Here is a 16,975-nt window from a genome sequence, read left to right as displayed (position 1 = left end):
CAGCCAGATTGCACCGTCCGGGCCACGTAACCCCACTCAACCAATCAAGCCATATGTTGCTTTCATCGTCTCGAGCAACTGCACCATCGTTGCGCCCGCAACCCCAATCTGTTTCAGATTGACGTCGCCCACCTCGCAATCTTTAACAAACGCAAGCATATCGTCCTTCAGTTCTCCGCGCAGGTCGACGCCTTCCGACTCGCCAAGCAGCTGAGCAAGCCTCAGCGCATCGCGTTTATGCTTTTTTACCTTCCTCGAATCAACGTTCTCCCCCGCTTCCCTTCTAGCTTTTAGGTCGAGATACGCCTTCGCTTTGAACGGGACAATGTATTCCGTGCCCAGGACCGAAACGCCGCCTACGGTCCGAATTCCCTGAAGGAACAAGCTGTAGTAAGCATCGTCCAACAAAATTGCCGAAAGACTGCTTATGTTTTCATCAACGTGAATTGGCGCCACATCAATCCCCTCACGACCCTTTAGAAAGTCGGGGCACTTCGCGAAGAGCTCGATCATATGGGGGTAACCCGGCCTCTTTGGCTCTGTAAACCGATAAAAACATGAGCCTTTACCTTCGCCCCAGCCGCAGCGGTAGCCGCCATCACGCACCAAAGTCCATATGGCTTCTGCCGTCTGAGGCAACCGGTCACCGGCGACAATTACCACATCAAAATCGTGAGTCGCCCTGAATGAAAGCCCCGCCTCCGCGAGCAAAATGTCGCATGCCGTGCCGCCGATAAGGGCATACGATCCTGCAGCTTCTTGCATATGCTGCTGAAATTCTTGGAGACCTTCTACAGCGCTTCTCGCCATGGATATTCCTTTCCAAACATGCGATCGACTTCGAGCTGAATTCGCTCATCGTCGATCGCCGCCAAAGATAGCGCAAGCGAAATGTCATCGACGCGGGAGGAGTCGGCAAACACGGGCGCATAGCGCCACACTTGGATCATCGCCGTTTCGTTATCCGGCAACTCCCCGTCTGCGACTTCGAGGTCGCTCAGTTGACGCCATGCACTTCTTAAGACGGCCTTTTGTTCCATGCCCGGCGCAGCGAGCATCGAACGCGCAGCGAGCGCCGTCTCCCCGGCGTCTACAAGATAGTCGATCTGCGGCGTCTTCCTTGCAAAAATGACCTTCGAGACAGGCGAGGAGAGTTCTGCCATGTGCTCGCTGAGCAAAAGATCAACGGCGACAGGGAGCACGACGACACGTCGCTCGCAACGTTCGCGCCTCGCGAGCCCCCTGTCGACAAGCTCGGTTATGGCCTCACTCGCGCGGCTTGCCGAAATCCCAAGCGCACGACAAAGGTCATAGGGACGATATGGCTCCTGGGCTGCTCCCCAGATTGCGGCAGCCTGTGCGTTGGGTGACATCTTGGTCGCGTGATTGTGAAACCGGGCACCGCCCCTCTCCGTGCAAGCTGTGCCCATAAATGGAAGAAAAACCTGTCTACCGGGGCAGACAAAGGGAATCCCATGTGCGACCAATGCTTTGCGCTGACGTGCATCGGCATCAGGAAATGAAACGGCAACAGGAGTCTCCGCGCGCAAGGCTAGCTGACTATAGACTCTCTTAGCCTCGGGAAGCCCGACGCCAGTAGGCAAGCTTGCAAGCAAAAACGAAAAACCGTTTGCGTCAACAGCGCGGACCTCAATCGCCCGCAGATGCAGTGGCAAGCGTGCGGATCCAGGCCAAGTTTTGGTCTTGGCGGAGAGGCCTAGTGCTTCTTGTAAGTAGATTAGCGCTTCGTTCATTTCCATCGTTTTCGTTTGATTCCATTTCATATTGGAATTATACATAATTTTCGGAATTAACGAGATTTCGTTCGTGCCTAAGCCCATACTTGCGTTTTCAAAATATCCCGAATCGGCAGAGCGATTCGGGATACAATGTCAATAGAAAACGACGCACCCCGCGTAAGTGTACGAGAGCGCGGGCGGCCTAGTTTTCTGGTTTTGTTAAATGCCCGGGATCCGACCCCCGGGCATTCTTATTTGCGCTTTCGGCGCAAATGCCTTCTACCGTCCGCACTGCGCGTGCGCCTACGGACCTTAAACCGAACCTCATACGAGTCAAGAAACGCGATGACGAACGAACCCACCGCCGCTAGGGCGGCGAGCGCGTTAAGGAATTTCAGCATTTGGGGACCTCCGATCGAGTCGTCGGCCGCCCGCGCACGGGATGCGTCGCAAGGGTATTTTACTGCGAGCGTATGCACCCGCAGCTGGTAAACGCGATTTTGACAAACATTTGTTCGATAGTTACAAACACGGTTCCTCATCCAGCGGAGCCTGGCCGCATTGTCCGCGTTTGCCCGACGTGTTTGCGTTTTCAAAATGTCCCGTATCGGCGAAGCGATTCGGGATACAATAACTACAGGAAACGACGCACCCCGTGTAAGTACTTAGGAGCGCGGGCGACCAGTTTCCGACGTTGTTAAATGCCCGGGCTCCGAACCCCGGGCATTCTTATTTGCGCTTGTTGCGGCGCAAATGCCTTCTACCGTCCGCACCGCGCGTGCGCCTACGGACCTTAAACCGAACCTCATACGAGTCAAGAAACGTGATGACGAACGTGCCAACCGCCGCGAGGGCGGCGAGCGCGTTAAGGAATTTCAGCATTTGGGGACCTCCGATCGAGTCGTCGGCCGCCCGCGCACGGGATGCGTCGCAAAGCCATTTTACTGCGAGCACTCGCACTTACAGCTGGTAAACGCAATATTTGCAAACATCTGTTCGATATTCATACGCTTGATCCATCGGGCAATGGAGGCTGGCTACGTTATCCCAAAAAAACGGGGCAAACTCCAGCGCGGAGTCTGCCCCGAAAAGAGAATGGCAAAGCAAGAACGTCGATGGACGAGAAAAGTGTCCGCAAGTCTCATGGCCATCACATCCCACCTGCCAAAGGGATGGGTGAGCGAGCGTTACTCCTGCTCGGACTCCTCAGCCTGCTTACGGCTGCGGATGAGGTGCGCCACGCCGATGCACAGCACCGCGCCACCAGCAATCCAAGTGAAGGTCACGCCGTTAAGGCCGGTGAGGGGAAGGCCAACCTGCTTGGTATCACCGACGGTGATGTTGAAGGTACCGTCGTCGTTTGTGGCTGTGCCAGTTTTGACCTCAAGCTTGTTATCGCCAACCTTACCCTCGCCATCATCATTGATGCCAGCGATAAGCTTGTCAGTTTGGGACATAGAAAGCGTTACCTTATCAATTTTAGTCCCATCCTCTGACATGGTCGGAACAATCTTGAAATCGAACGGTGAGATATCGGCATAACCATCGAGATGTTTCTCTGTCACGGTATATGTGCCGGCATCGAGACCCCTCACTGTAAAATATCCGCCGTTATCGGTCGTGAATACATACTCATCGGCGGAGAGGGTGCCGTCGCCCTGAACAAACATATCAGTTGAGGTCTCATCGTCTGCTTCCTTCACCTTAATGGTAAACTTGGCACCGTTCAGAGCCCGCTCCGTTCCCAAGTCGACCTTGTTGATCTTGAGGCCGTAGGTGTAGTCCTCAACTGTATCGGACGCCGAGGTGCCAGTGCCACCTGACATGGGGTTGTTGGAATACTCGAGCGTAACGGTGTTAGGATTGACCTTCAGCTGGTTGTTTGCACCCGCAATATTCGCGCTTGCGTTGAGCTTCGCCTTGTAGAAAACGACGATTTTAGTCTTCCCATTAATCACAAGCTCTTCGCCATTTTTCGCAGTGGCCGACTTCAAGCCATTTTCGCCCTTATTAAAATCGACTACCAGGTCACGACTAGAGCCAGAGGGTTTAGTCACATTGTAGCTAGTCGAACTGATCTCGATATATGCACCATTATTCAGTGCATAAACGCTGAGCGATTCATCGATGTAGTCGAGACCTTCCGGCAGCTGATCCGTGAACTTGTAGGAATAGGAGTCATAGCTGGCGTAGTTATCTGCAATCGTACCGGTAAGTCTATAGCTCACTTCCTGACCAATCTGGGAGTCGGCAGCGTCCTTCCAATGGGCCTCTGTCACCCCAGTAATTGCACCGCTCGTCACGTTGGAATCATTGAGGATCTTTTTCTCAACCGTGGGGATGCTGGTCTTCTCACAAACGGTCACAGCGCTACCACCCACGACCGCGAAAATAGGAGACGTACCAGTGTTCTTATTGCCGGGTGCCAAGCTACTTCCGTCGGTCACAAACAAGTAGTAGCCGTTGCCATTCTCGGCGTCAGGAGTCCAGGAAGTGCCTGCAACGATACCGGACTTAACCGGCGCCTCATTCTTTACGGCATCCGCAACTGCGTAGAGGATGTTGTCGGTAGTAACTCGCGTTCCCTCATTCTTTCCGTCAGGCGAACCTGCAGTTGGATCATCCGCATGCGCCATGAGGAAGTCGGCGACTTCCTGGGCCGTAGGCTTGCTAGGCAGCCCATCTTCAACCTTCAAGCTGTGATTCTTCTCCCAGCTATTAATGGCATTAACCACCTTCGCGCTAACCGTTTCGTTCGCCCACGTGATGTTCTGAGCGGTCTTGCCGCCGTTTGCAGTGTCGGTCACCGTAGCCTTAAAGATCTGGTACGCCTTGAACGTGGTGCCATCGTTTTTCTCGGCCTGACTAATGGTGATGCTGCCGTCACCCTCAGCCGCAAACGCCATGGTCACCGGGGCCATGACTCCGCCGAAGCTCAGCGCTGCTGTGAGGCCGGCGGTTACTGCCAGGCGTGCGATGTTCTTGCTCATGCTCATCTTCTTTTCCTCCGTTTTCCGTTTGATTCTCATTCGATCGGTCATCATCTGTCTGTGTCTTAGCATCTACTTCGCTACGTCTCGCCCCGCTCTCTGTGGGGCTGCCAGCTACTCTTTATGGCTGCCACCTCCCCGCTTGACCAGGAGCGCGACCACGATGAGCGCGGCTCCGGCGACCGCTGCGGCGGCCGCGGCGTACATTGCCATATCGCCAGTCGAGGGCATAAAGCCTCCGGTGGTAATGCTAGGGGGTGTGCCGGTGGGCGTGTTGATGAGCGACGCCTCCAGGCTGCCCGTCGACCCGTCCGCGCTGTCGGCGCGTAGGGGCGACTCGGCCGTGATGGTGAGCTTAGGCTTGGCGGCGGCCACCTGGTCGACGTCCAGGCCCTCGGCCTTGACCGTCACGGAGCGCGTGCCCTCAAAGGCGGTGTAGCCCTTGGGCGACTTGAACTCGCGGACCTCCAGCTTGCCCGAGTCCACGCCCGAGACGGTCACGCGGCCGTCCTCGCCCGTGGTGACGGTGGCCTTGCCCTCCGCATCCCACGTGCCGTCGGCCGTCAGCGTGCGACCGCGGTCGTCGATGATGCTCAGGACCGCCCCGGCAAGCGGCTTGTCGCCGTCGCTGCCGCGCTTAGTGAGCGCGAGATCCCAGGTGTAGGCGCACGCGTCGTCGCTCGGCGTGCGGGTAAAGCCGGCGTCGCCGGACTGGTCGGCAAAGGGGGAGCGCGGGTAGCGCAGGTAGACCTCGTTGGGGTTGCCCTTCGCGATGCCGTGGTTGCACGCGCTGTTGAGCGGCGCATTGTACACGGCGACCACGCGGGCGCCCGCGGTGAAGGCGTCGGCCCCGCCGAGCGCGGCGATCAGGTCGCCGGTGCGCACGGTGAAGGTCTTGCCGTCGGCCGCTACCTTGGTGGCGCACTGGGCCGTGATATCGGTCCAGCCCTTCGCGGGCTCGATGCCGGCGCGGCCGTCCTTGCCGGTCTGGACGGCGTCGAAGCCGCCGTCCGCGCCCGCCGCCGCGTACACGCGCATGCTCGCGGCCACCTTGGAGGGGTCGAGCCCCGCGCTCATGGTGTCGACGAACCGCACCGTATAGGTGTCGTAGGCAGTGAGCCCGGCCGGGACCGTGGCAGAGAGGCGCCAGTACAGGTCGTCGGCGACCGTGGCGTCGGCGGCCTTCTGCCAGGCGGCGGTGCCGTCCTCCAGCACGTGTTTGGCGACCTTGGGGGTCGCCGCCTTGGGCTTGACGGTGACGGCGCTGCCGCCGACCAGGGCCATGATCGGCGCGGTGCCGACCTCGCCTTGGGCGATGGCGTCGTCGTCGGCGACGATGAGCCAGTAGCCACAGGGCAGCTCGGCCTCCGTGCCCGCGTTAAGGGCCAAGGACACGGCGCTAGAGCTCTGAAGGGAACGAGCGAGCTGTGCGCTCAGTGCGCTCGTTAGGCGGGAATCGGTGTTGAGCCACTCGGCAGCTTCCCGCGCGGTGGTCTGGGAATTGGGCATGCCGGCGCTGTGCAGCACAGGCAGCGCGGCGTCGCGCACGGCGTCGCTTGCCCAGGCGAGGTCGGTGGCGATCTTGGCGTCGTTGTCGCCGTCGACAACGTTGGCGCTAAAGATCTGGTAGGCATCGTAGCTGCTCGCCACGGTGCCGCTCACCGTGATGGAACCGGTCGAGGTCGGCGCGGCCTGCGCGGAAGCGGGGAACACAACCGCGCAGGTGCCGATCAGGAGGGCAAGCAGCGCAAACAAGATCGGGAAGGAGCAAACTTTCTTATTCACGACGCTCGCCTCCCTTCGCATTCGCCTTGCGACGAATGTGCATCCAGGCCGCAGCAGCGCAAAGCACCGCCGCGCCGGCAAGGTACGTCAGAGTGACGCCCGACATACCAGAAAGGGGCAAAGAGGTGGAGTAGGTGTTGGTGAAGGTGGGGGTGGAGTCGTCGGTGAGTTTGTGGTCCGTGTCGGTGGTCACTTCATTGCCGTCACGATCCCGAATCTGCTTGTAGGTCGCAGTGACGTTGATCTTGTGGTCAGTGTTATCAACTGCATTGACCGTAATCTGATAGACCGAATTGTCGTACTTATAGTGCGCAAACGGCGTGTTCGGCTGCTGTTCGCGGACGTAATAAGTAAAGGTCTTGCTTGCACCGCGGCCAGTGGAGTCAGCCGGAAGTTTGTTGAGTTGATCGAGTTTGTACTCGATCTTGTCGAAGCTCAGGGTCTGGGACTTGCCGCCGTCGGCAGTGGTGATAATCTCGCCGTCGGGGTCGGTCATAACCGTCTTGGGACTATCGAAGTTCTCGTTATCCGCAAACTCGAGCGTGAACTCCTTCATCTCGCCACCCTTAACGACCTTGGTCGCCTTAGGGATCCAAACGCCAGTCGAGTCGTACGCGGTACATACGTTAGTGAAAGTCGCCGAACCGTCCTCACAGATAATTTGATAATAGCCGTCGACATTCTTCGCGACACTCCACGTTTTTTTGTTAATCCACTTCCCAGACTTATCGAGTTCGTACTTGGTCCCGTTGACGTCTGTAATCGTGTAGTTATGGATGAGAAGTTCCTTCTCTTCGTTCGGATTATTTTTACTCGGAACAGTCATGAGCTTGGTCGGCTTATCCTGGGTCCGTACCACAATCTCATACACACTGGAGTCGCACGTGATGTCAGGATCATCGCCGACATCTTCGACCAAGTAGTATGTGATTTCGTTACCCGTGCCACCCGTTGCGAACTGTTCACCAAGGTCAAACGTGATATTGCCGCTTGCATCATTTTTTGCAGTTCCAACCTCGGTGCAAACGTTACGATTGAATGTCGCGCTAGCCAAAGGGTCGGTTGAGTCCTTGCGGTAGACCCTAAAGGTAAACTGATTCTCTTCGAGCCCCTCGTTCACATTTGTCTGCGAATTACGTAGTACCTTGGTCGCCTTGAGCTTGAGGCTCGGATAGACATACGTGTCCTCAGGCACGCCCATGTACAGGTCGCCGTTCGACATGATGCCGCCGCCATGGTCCCAGGAATAGTTGCCGGTGATGAACGTTGTCGCAACTTTTTGCGCATTGATCGCGGCTTCGTCTTGAGCTGTAACACCCGAGCTCAGGCCGATGCTTTTATATACCTGCACGCCACCGTTAGCGGGGATAGTAATGGCTTGCGTAAGCTCTTTACTTCCCTTGTATTTGGCGTCACCGCCGCCAAGCATTTTGCCAATCACCGCCGCGATCGGGGTCTTATGATCCTCCGCCGCAAGGAAGAAGTCCGCGTGGCCGTTTTCGCGAAACTCTTTGGCATTGTAGGCGTCAGCATCCTGGTTCTTTTTGTGTTCAAGGCCTTCGTAGCCACCAGCGGATAGGTGAGGGGTGCCTTCGTTACCGCTATTCGTTTCAGAATTATAATCAGCTTTTGCGTCCTGCTGATCTTTGGCAGACGAATTGCCAAAGATTGCTGTGCCCTCAGTGTTCGTTACCAACGTCTTGCCCGTAGGGCAGACTGCAACGCCACCGCCATAGCCGCCAGCGGTATTGGCGCTAATGTACGAGTTATATATGAATAGCCTACCAGCAGTCTTCTCCTTGCCCAAATCCGAGTTTCCCTGGACAAAGATACCGCCTCCGCCCCAGTCAAAGCGAGACATGCAAGAGTTATTAGTGATGTAGACTGGGCTATCGTTTGACGACCCATTTATCATCGCGTCAACCATCTGGCCCACTCGAATGCCAGCACCTTCAGATCGGTAGCTCACGTTAGAGGCAATAATTCCTCCCGTGATTTTCAGCCACGCCATACCCGTACGGGATTGCTCATTACGGTCGACATCCGTGACATAAACGCCGCCGCCTGCTTCCTCAGAATAGTTGCCCGTGATCTGGCCGCCCGAAATGGTGACATGAGTACCGTTTCTAGCGGCAAGTCCAGCGCCGCCATGATCGCCATAACCATCATGGCCACAGAAATTGGCATATTTATTGTTCGTAATGTAACCGCCGGAAACAGTAACGCTGCCGCCATATTCGGCCATGATGCCGCCACCAAAGCCAGCAGAATCAAGCGTGCTGTTGCCGGAGATTACGCCATTAGTTATGGTGACCGTGGAGCCTTTAGCATACACACCGCCGCCACTAGGAGCACTATTGCCGGCAATTACGCCACCGGTCACATTAAGGGTCGAGGCACTACCTTTCTCGTTGGACACCATAATGCCCGCGCCCGCGCCCGAGCTAGAAGCGCCACAAACATAGCCGCCGCTCATGTTGACGGTAGAGCCGTTCTCGGCATAGACCAAGCTGCTAACCCTGCCGCCTTTCTTTTGCGTGATCACGCCGCTCACAAGGTTAAACGAGCCCTTGCCGTTGTTGTTATACAGATTGATGAGCCTTAGATTTGCGTTGCCGCTGCACGCCACGATGGCGCCTTTAATATCAACGTCATGTTTGACAAGCGTCTCGGTTGTCCCTGTACCACTTGGGGTCGATTTGGTCACGTAGTAGGTAAGATTAGACGGAATGCCATCAACGTAATTTAGCTCGGCTTTCTTGCCATAATTATCGGGATTCAGGTACTGCCCCTGATCAGTAAGCTGCTGGCCCTCGATGAGCGTCTCATTCGCCTGTGCGGAATCCTTAATTGTAAGTGTTGCGCCGTTAGCAATATCAAATAACGGCTTGTCGGTGTTCAAGCACTTAATCTTATGACCGTTTAGGTCAAGGGTGATATTGATAGGGTTATCGTCAGTTTGTTCAAGCCTAATCTCACCGCTGTATTCAATATCGTTAACAAGCTTAAAAGTAGCGGAGCCATTTCCATCGCGAAATTTCTTGTCAGGAAGCTTCGCGCTGAGTTCATCTCCTCTGCTGATTTCATAAGTCGATTCATTTTCTGCAGCAAGTGCGATTGCGCCCTCGCCGTTAGCACTATCATCCGCAGACTGAGCATCACCCTCGGCCTCCGTGTCGTCGGACGGCAGGTCTGCGGCAACGGCGTCTTCGCTCGCGCCATTCTCGGCATCGTCACTATTCTGGTTTTCGGTATCCCCGTTGTTGGTGCTGCCTACATCAGTAGACTCACTTGAGGAACCCCCCCCCATCACAGTTCCTTCGGTAGGAACCGTCTGGGCACCGTTGGCAATGGCCTGCGAGATCGGTGGCATGACGAGCGACAGTACCAGGCTCAACACGGAGGCTCCGCACAAAACGCCTGCCAGTACACGGCGCGTCGCTTTTTTACTCTGCTTAGATTTGTCTGAATTCGCTTTCATCGATGTCTCCTCCCCAAGAGACCGCGATCTTGCTCTTTCACTATCAAACGTATCTGCGCAATCTGTAATTGCGCACGCTTAGTAATCCATATTGTAGCAATTGTTTGAACATCTAAGCAAAAATACCGATAGTTTTGTAGCGAATTCTCAATTCGCTTGACATTTGCTCGGATTTACCTTCGTTTATTCGCTATGAAATATCTATTTCTACTGGTAATTAAGCTAGTTATCATTTTTTAATAGCATTTTATTTATTTGCACAACATTTTGCTCAAGAGCATGCGTCCTGTGAACGGTCGAAAATCGACCGTGAGCGGTAAATCATTAACCGGGAGGAATAGACTACCAAATTGATGGGAATATCTTTAACCCATCGGTGGTTAGAAGCATGATGTTCAGACAACGTTATTTGAATTTTCGCGCAGATTTTCGGTATCAATTCGCCCAAATCGCCTGAGGCCGCCACAAAGGCGCCTGCCCCCTTTGTGGCGGTTCTCCCCCTGCGCTACAGCAGATGCTCCTCGATAAAGATCGCGATGCCGTCTTCGTCGTTGCTGGCGGCTACAAAATCGGCGGCGGCACGGGTGGCATCGCTACCATTTGCCATGGCCACACCCACGCCGGCGTCGGCCACCATGCAGGTGTCGTTGTCCGCATCGCCAAACACGCAGATGTCCTGGAGCTCCATGTCGTTGAGCTCCGCTACGCGCACAAGGCCGCGCGTCTTGGACACGCGCGGATCCATGAACTCGTAGAGCCGCTGCGTGGTTTGCAGAGCCGCCGCCTTAACAGTGTTATCGGCAAACGTCGACGCCCGCTCTATGACCTGCGGCATCACCTCGGGTGCCATGGTAAACATCACCTTGGGCTGCGGCTCGTGCAAGAACTCGGCAAAATCGACCACCTGGTAGGGCACGCCGTCGACGCGCGACAGGTGTTCGACGCACGCGTTGCTCTCGGGCACGTAGAACACGCCGTCTCGGGGGCAGACGGGCGTTGCCGGAAGGTCCGCCATGTGCTTGCAGATGCGCGCGATGGTCTCGCCCGGCAGCGGATAGCTCAGCTCGTTGATGTCGTGCGCGCGGTCGATGACCTCGGCGCCACCGCAGCCCACGAGCACGTCCACCAGGCCTTCGATACCCCAGAGCTCGTACATGGCCTCGGTCGCGTGGGCGTCGCGCCCGGTGCACAGGCCAAAGAGCACGCCGCGCTCGCGCAGGGCGCGGATCGCCGCCACGGTGCGCGGGGACACCGTGTGCTGGCTCGTGAGCAGCGTACCGTCGATATCGCAGAACACGGCTTTGATGTGGCTGAAGGTGGTGTCCATAAGGGCCTTTCTGGGTTGTGCGGCGGTGTGGGGTGTATTCGTGAACGGCGTACATGGTATACCAAGGCGCAGCCGCGGCCCCTCAAAGCAAAAACCACCACAAAGGTGCCTGTCCCCTTTGTGGTGATCGCGGCGTCTACGGGCCAAACCATCACAACATTCGACGTTTTTCGGCAAAATCGCGATTTCTATGGTAGCGCACAGAGATGTGGTGTAAGAGGCGGGGCATGCCCCGCCTCCGCCCTTTCTTGAAAGGGAGGGGACACCGCCTAGAATTCGTCGTTGGAGTAATGAAGGTGACGAATGGAAGGAAAGGCGATGCCCCAAGAAGAGAGTGTACTGCGCCTCGGCCGCGACGAGGCCCTCGAGGCGGCGAGGCTTTGGCAGGAGTGCGGCGACGCGCGCGAGTTCGCGTGCAGGGTGCTGGGCGGCGTGATGAACGCACTGATGGACTCCGAGGCCCAGCAGATGTGCGGCGCGAGCCGCAATGAGCGCAGTGACGGCAGGGAGAACAGTCGCAACGGCTACCGCCCCAGGTCGCTCAAGACCGCCGTGGGCGACGTGGAGCTCGAGATACCCAAGCTCAGGCACGGCACCTACTACCCCGAGGGCATGCTCGCGCGATGGTCGCGCGTCGACACCTCGGTGGCCGCCATCGTGCAGGAGATGTACGTGTGCGGCGTATCCACCCGCAAGGTCGAGCGCGTGGCGTCCAAGCTGGGCATATCCTCGCTGTCGAGCTCGGAGGTCTCGAGCCTCTGCTCCGACCTCGACGCCGAGGTGGCGGAGTTCCGCCGCCGCGACCTGTCGGGCACGCCGTGCTGCTACCTGTGGCTCGACGCCACCTACATGAGCTGCAGGGTCGGCTCGTCGGTCGTCTCGCAGGGCGTCGTGACCGCGATCGGGCTGGGCGCCGACGGGCGCAAGCACTTCCTGGGCTGCGACGTGGTCGACACCGAGAGCGAGGACTCCTGGGCGGCATTCCTCGGCGGGCTGCGCGAGCGCGGGCTGGCCGGCGTTCGCCTCGTGGTCTCCGACAGCCACGCCGGGCTCGTGGCCGCCGTCTCGCGCCTGTTCCAGGGCTGCGCCTGGCAGCGCTGCGTGACGCACCTGCAGCGCAACCTCCAGAGCGCCTGCTCGGGCAGGCCCGAGGACTCCAAGGCGGCCGTCAGGGACCTCGTGCATGCCGCGGTCTACCAGGACGACCCCGACCTCGCGCGCTGCGTGTGGGCCGAGGCGGCGCCCTGGGTGGCGTCGGTGTCCGCCAGGGCCGGCGAGGTCTTCGAGCAGGCCGAGGACTCCGCGCTGGCGTTCACGGCCTTCCCCAGGGCGCACTGGGCCAAGCTCCGCACCAACAACGTCCAGGAGCGCGCCAACCGCGAGATCAAGCGCCGCTACAGGGTCGTGCAGTCCTTCCCCTCGAGGGAGTCGATGCTGCGCCTGACGTGCGCGAGCCTCATGGAGACCGAGGGACAGTGGTCCCAGCAGCGCGTGTTCTCCGAGGCCTCGGCCGCCGAGGGCTTCGCCGAGCCCGCGGACAGGCCGGCCCCGACAGAGGGGAGGCGCCGCGCGCTCGGGCGGCGCGCCAGGGAGATAGTGGACGAGATAGTCGAGAGGCGCGGTCTCAAGAAGGAGTAATATCGGGACTTGCAGCGACGGACCTCAGGACGCTCTTACACCACGTCTGCGCGCGCCACCATTTCTATCGAATGTTGTGATGGTTTTTACTGCAAAGCAAAAACCACCACAAAGGTGCCTGGCCCCTTTGTGGCGGTTGCGAGGTTTGCCCAGATAAAACCTGCCAAAATAAACCTGTCCCCTTTTGGCAGGTTTTAGGCCAGATAATCTTGGATGAGATCGCAGATGGCTCGGGCGTCGTTGATGTTGATGGCTCGGGTCGCAAAACCGGCGTCGAAGGCCTGGCGTGCCAGGGCCTCGTTGCAGGCAAGGGCCAGCGTGTGACCGTCGACCAGGTCGAGCGAGCTCTTGCCGCGCAGACGGTCGACACCGGAGCGCGCGACCACGATGTTGTCGAAGCCCTCGGTCTTGTAACCCTCGATGATCACCACGTCGACATCGTTGTAGCGCGACAGCAGCTCGCGCGCGGGCATCTCGTCCTCCTCGCGCGTGTCGGCGTACTCCGCCCAGCGCGTGGCGCAGATGAGGCCCACGTGTTTGGAGCCGGCCTGGTGATGGCGCCAGGTGTCCTTAGCGGGCACGTCGATATCAAAGCCGTGATGCCCATGATGCTTGAGCGAACCCACGCGCAGGCCGCGGCGGGTGAGCTCGGCGATAACCTTCTCGACGAGCGTGGTCTTACCCGAGTTCTGGTAGCCGATAAACGCGATCGCGGGGACGGCCGGAGTGGGAGCTGCGGGAGCGACGGCGACGGGTGCGCTCGCGGGCGCGGCACCGTCAGCTGCCACGGACTCAACGGCAGCGGCGTGACGCTCGGCGCGATCCCACACACCCGAGCGGCCGCCTTCCTTGTGCAGCAGGCGAACGTCGACGATCTCCATACCGCGATCGACCGCCTTGCACATGTCGTAGATGGTTAGGCACGCGGCACTCGCGCCGGTCAGGGCCTCCATCTCGATACCCGTCTTGCCCGTCACGCCGGCCGTAACCAGCACGTGAAAGCCAACCTGCCCGTCCGCGCGCGCCGGTGCCCAGCCCTCGGGCACGTCCTCGGCCGGCGTCCCCGCCGGAGCGATGGGCGCAATATCGCACTTGCTCTTGGTAATGAGCAGCGGATGGCACATGGGGATGATGTCGCTCGTGCGCTTGATGGCCATAATGCCCGCCACGCGCGCGCAGGCAAGCACGTCGCCCTTTTTGGCGCGGTCTTGCAGCACCATGGCTTGCGTATCGGGGTGCATGAGGATGGTGCCCTCGGCGATGGCAATGCGATGCGTTTCGGCCTTGTCGGACACGTCGACCATGCGAACCTCGCCCTTGGCGTCCACGTGCGTCAGCTCGTCGCGACGGGCGTCACGGGCCGGCTCGACGGCGGCGCTGGCGGTCGGCTGCGCGGACGCGTCGGCGCTGCCAGCATTCGCCGCAGCCGTGACTTTGTGGGCAGACATCGCGGCCCTGCGAGCGGCCTTGGTGGCATCGGCGTACCTGCTCTTGGCCATATGATCATCCTCCGATTTGGGACATAAATCGTTGCGTGCCCTCAATTATCGCGTGTTCCTGCGGTTTGTGGGCCACGGCATCGCGCCAAATCGAAAGTACCTGCATATCATCACCACGGCGCAACGCCTCACGCACCGAATACTCGGCATCGCTGAACAGGCACGGACGCACGTTGCCATCGGCCGTCAGGCGCAGACGGTTGCAATTCGCACAAAAATGATTGGACATGGCGCTAATAAAGCCGACCGTTCCCGCCGCGCCCGGAAAGTGCCAATAGCGCGCAGGGCCCGCGCCGGCAGGAGCGTCGTTGATGTCGAGCGGCTCGAGCTCGCCCTGTCCCGCCGCGGCGGCCCCGGCATTGATGCGCGCCCGCAGCTCGTCGCTCGGCACGGTATCGCTCGCGTCCCACAGCTCGGGATTGAGCGCGGGCGCATGCGGGTCCACAGCGCAATGCGAGCTCGTGCGCTCGTCGCCGATGGGCATATATTCGATAAAGCGCAGGTGGATGGGGCGGTCGAGCGTGAGCCGCGCGAGGGCCGCCACATCCTGGTTGAGCCGGCGCACAACAACGCAGTTGACCTTAACGGGCTCAAAGCCCCAGGCCAGTGCCGCGTCGATGCCCGCCATGGTCTGCTCGAGTCGACCCAAGCGCGTGATCTTTCCAAACAGCGTAGGGTCGAGCGTGTCGAGCGAGATGTTGACGCGGTTAAGCCCGGCATCTTTGAGCTGCGGCGCCAGCTTGGGCAGCAGGGCGCCGTTGGTGGTGAGCGAGATGTCCTCGATCTGCGGAATCGCGCGGATGTCGCGAATGAGCGGGATGATACGGCGGCTGACCAGCGGCTCGCCGCCCGTCAGGCGCACGCGGCGAATGCCCTCTCCCGCCACCAGGCGCACAAAACGGGCGATTTCCTCGGCACTGAGTAGCTCATCGTGCGCGCGGGGCGCCACGCCGTCGGCCGGCATGCAATAGATGCAGCGGAAATTGCACTTGTCGGTAACGGCAATGCGCAGGTAGTTGATGTCGCGGCCAAAGCCGTCGTGTTGCACGTGCCCGTCCACGCGGCCCTCCCCTCACGCGGCGTTTTATTCTTCGGAAAACATAATACCCCACGAGAGAATCGTGCCGACACCCGTACGACAGGACAGGTCGCTTCGAGCAAAACGGACTTCCCAAGCCCATCCTCAACGCACAGACCATCACAACATTCGATGCTTTTCCCGATTTTGGCGAAAAACGTCGAATGTTGTGATGGTCTGCCTACCCACGGCACCCCGTAGAAGGACCAAAGCGCCCCTAAAGGCCGCCGTCCCAGTGTCGAATCACAAATTCTCGCAGGTCGTTTTGACGTTTCTGGAACGCTTCGCTTCGGTCGCACTTGAGACCCATAGCGAGTGCGATGGCGTTCATCGCCCGGTGCAATTGCAGCTGATGGGCAAACTGGGTCCCGGTGAGGACGATCATCCTAAAGCCCAGCGCGCTCAGCACGGTCATACGCTCCGCATCCGACGCGCTGCGCTGTTTATCAAGATGGTCCGAACCGTTGTATTCAATCCCCGTACCACTCGCAGGCGCATATACGTCGATCTCGAAATACCCGGACTTAGCGAGATATTTGAACTCGCTGGGAACATCGACCCGATGGTTGAGCTCGATCTTGGCATATCCCAGCCCTCCCTGGGAACGTTTTGCTACGACCATGATTGCGGTGGCCGTCTCCATGGGCGACCGCGCGCCATCGTGCACGCGCTTGAGCGCGGCGGCCGCGCGTATAGCCCCCTGACGAGATCGGTTCTCATTGCAATAGGCAATCAAGTCGGCAACGGTATACCTCTGCCCCATCTCGATATAATCGCCTGTCGACAGATGATTCAAATGGTATCGGGCACAGATTTCGTAGCCATATTCCAGCTGCTCGAGCTCGCTCATCCACGAACCCGCTTGGACAAAGCACATGGCCTCATCAACCACTAGAAGGCCCTCTGCCACCTCGATAAGATGGCATGGAGGTACCGGCGCCCCAAACACGTGACACCTAAATCCAGCCGGCGTCGAGCGCTCAAAATCGAAGTTGACGAGCGTGTCGATATGATCGAGCTCTTCTCGTGGAATACCAAGCGAAACCAGATAGTCGGTAACGATCCCAACTGCCGTTGAAGCCCTCAGCCCTTTGGCATCGAGTCCCAATTTGGGCAGGTTCGCGGTCGGTTCCGCCTCGTTAGCAAGCGAGTCCTCATCGTATAGGCTGCTTGCTCGCGAGAGCGGCTCGGACGGGCGCGCCACGTTGTGGTACAGCCAGGCAGTCTTATGGGACAGGACGATCGGCAAGTCCATGAGCCCTCCAATGGAGTCGGATAACCAACCTTATTCCCCTGCTCACGGGTCCGCACACCTTCGTGCGCAAGAAAGCGATTCCACCCGATCGAGTGGCATAAAAACCATCACAACATTTGATGCTTTTCCCGATTTTGGCAAAAAACGTCGAATGTTGTGATGGTTTGAGGTGAGGTGAGGGGC

Annotated in this window: 10 protein-coding genes; 1 reads left to right on the top strand and 9 read right to left on the bottom strand. The window is 58.6% G+C overall.

The window, feature by feature from the left end; translation table 11 throughout:
- Nucleotides 1–36 precede the first annotated feature (36 nt).
- The 6 genes from GXM19_RS09735 to GXM19_RS09710 all read right to left on the bottom strand — a co-directional run bounded on the left by GXM19_RS09735 (nt 37) and on the right by GXM19_RS09710 (nt 11,322).
- Nucleotides 37–810: a hypothetical protein gene (locus GXM19_RS09735; protein WP_006234712.1), complete on the bottom strand. Its 774-nt coding sequence runs from the start codon at nt 808–810 to the stop codon at nt 37–39.
- Nucleotides 792–1,760: a MarR family transcriptional regulator gene (locus GXM19_RS09730; RefSeq protein WP_040358777.1), complete on the bottom strand. Its 969-nt coding sequence runs from the start codon at nt 1,758–1,760 to the stop codon at nt 792–794. Before GXM19_RS09730 ends, GXM19_RS09735 begins: the two co-directional genes overlap by 19 nt.
- Nucleotides 1,761–2,926: 1,166 nt before the next feature.
- Nucleotides 2,927–4,729 (bottom strand): isopeptide-forming domain-containing fimbrial protein, encoded by a 1,803-nt coding sequence (locus GXM19_RS09725; RefSeq protein ID WP_162010708.1) that lies wholly within the window; start codon nt 4,727–4,729, stop codon nt 2,927–2,929.
- Nucleotides 4,730–4,843: 114 nt separating this feature from the next.
- Nucleotides 4,844–6,514 carry a SpaA isopeptide-forming pilin-related protein gene (locus tag GXM19_RS09720; protein WP_040358783.1) on the bottom strand — a complete coding sequence of 557 codons (1,671 nt, stop codon included), beginning with the start codon at nt 6,512–6,514 and terminating at the stop codon, nt 4,844–4,846.
- Nucleotides 6,507–9,995 (bottom strand): Spy0128 family protein, encoded by a 3,489-nt coding sequence (locus GXM19_RS09715; RefSeq protein ID WP_006234718.1) that lies wholly within the window; start codon nt 9,993–9,995, stop codon nt 6,507–6,509. The genes GXM19_RS09720 and GXM19_RS09715 overlap by 8 nt, the downstream gene beginning before the upstream one ends.
- A gap of 505 nt (nt 9,996–10,500) precedes the next feature.
- Complete coding sequence (locus GXM19_RS09710) at nt 10,501–11,322, bottom strand: HAD family hydrolase (protein ID WP_006234719.1); 822 nt, start codon at nt 11,320–11,322, stop codon at nt 10,501–10,503.
- Nucleotides 11,323–11,625: 303 nt separating this feature from the next.
- On the opposite strand from GXM19_RS09710, the gene GXM19_RS09705 reads away from it, so the two are divergent.
- Nucleotides 11,626–12,960: an IS256 family transposase gene (locus GXM19_RS09705; protein ID WP_172544911.1), complete on the top strand. Its 1,335-nt coding sequence runs from the start codon at nt 11,626–11,628 to the stop codon at nt 12,958–12,960.
- A 194-nt stretch (nt 12,961–13,154) separates the two neighbouring features.
- Here GXM19_RS09705 and mobB read toward each other — a convergent pair whose 3' ends face one another.
- From mobB to GXM19_RS09690, 3 genes are all read right to left on the bottom strand, one after another.
- Complete coding sequence (gene mobB, locus GXM19_RS11305) at nt 13,155–14,459, bottom strand: molybdopterin-guanine dinucleotide biosynthesis protein B (RefSeq protein WP_006234721.1); 1,305 nt, start codon at nt 14,457–14,459, stop codon at nt 13,155–13,157.
- 4 nt (nt 14,460–14,463) lie between these two features.
- A complete protein-coding gene (moaA, locus tag GXM19_RS09695; RefSeq protein WP_239057620.1) occupies nt 14,464–15,519 on the bottom strand; it encodes a GTP 3',8-cyclase MoaA in 1,056 nt (351 codons plus the stop codon).
- A 235-nt stretch (nt 15,520–15,754) separates the two neighbouring features.
- On the bottom strand, nt 15,755–16,792 hold the full coding sequence (locus tag GXM19_RS09690) for a hypothetical protein (RefSeq protein ID WP_006234723.1): 1,038 nt from the start codon (nt 16,790–16,792) through the stop codon (nt 15,755–15,757).
- Between the last annotated feature and the right edge of the window lie 183 nt (nt 16,793–16,975).

This window comes from Collinsella aerofaciens ATCC 25986, assembly GCF_010509075.1.
Taxonomy (GTDB): Bacteria; Actinomycetota; Coriobacteriia; order Coriobacteriales; family Coriobacteriaceae; genus Collinsella; species Collinsella aerofaciens.
The sequence above is the reverse complement of the archived record's forward strand: the minus strand, read 5'-3'. Positions and strand labels throughout refer to the sequence as shown.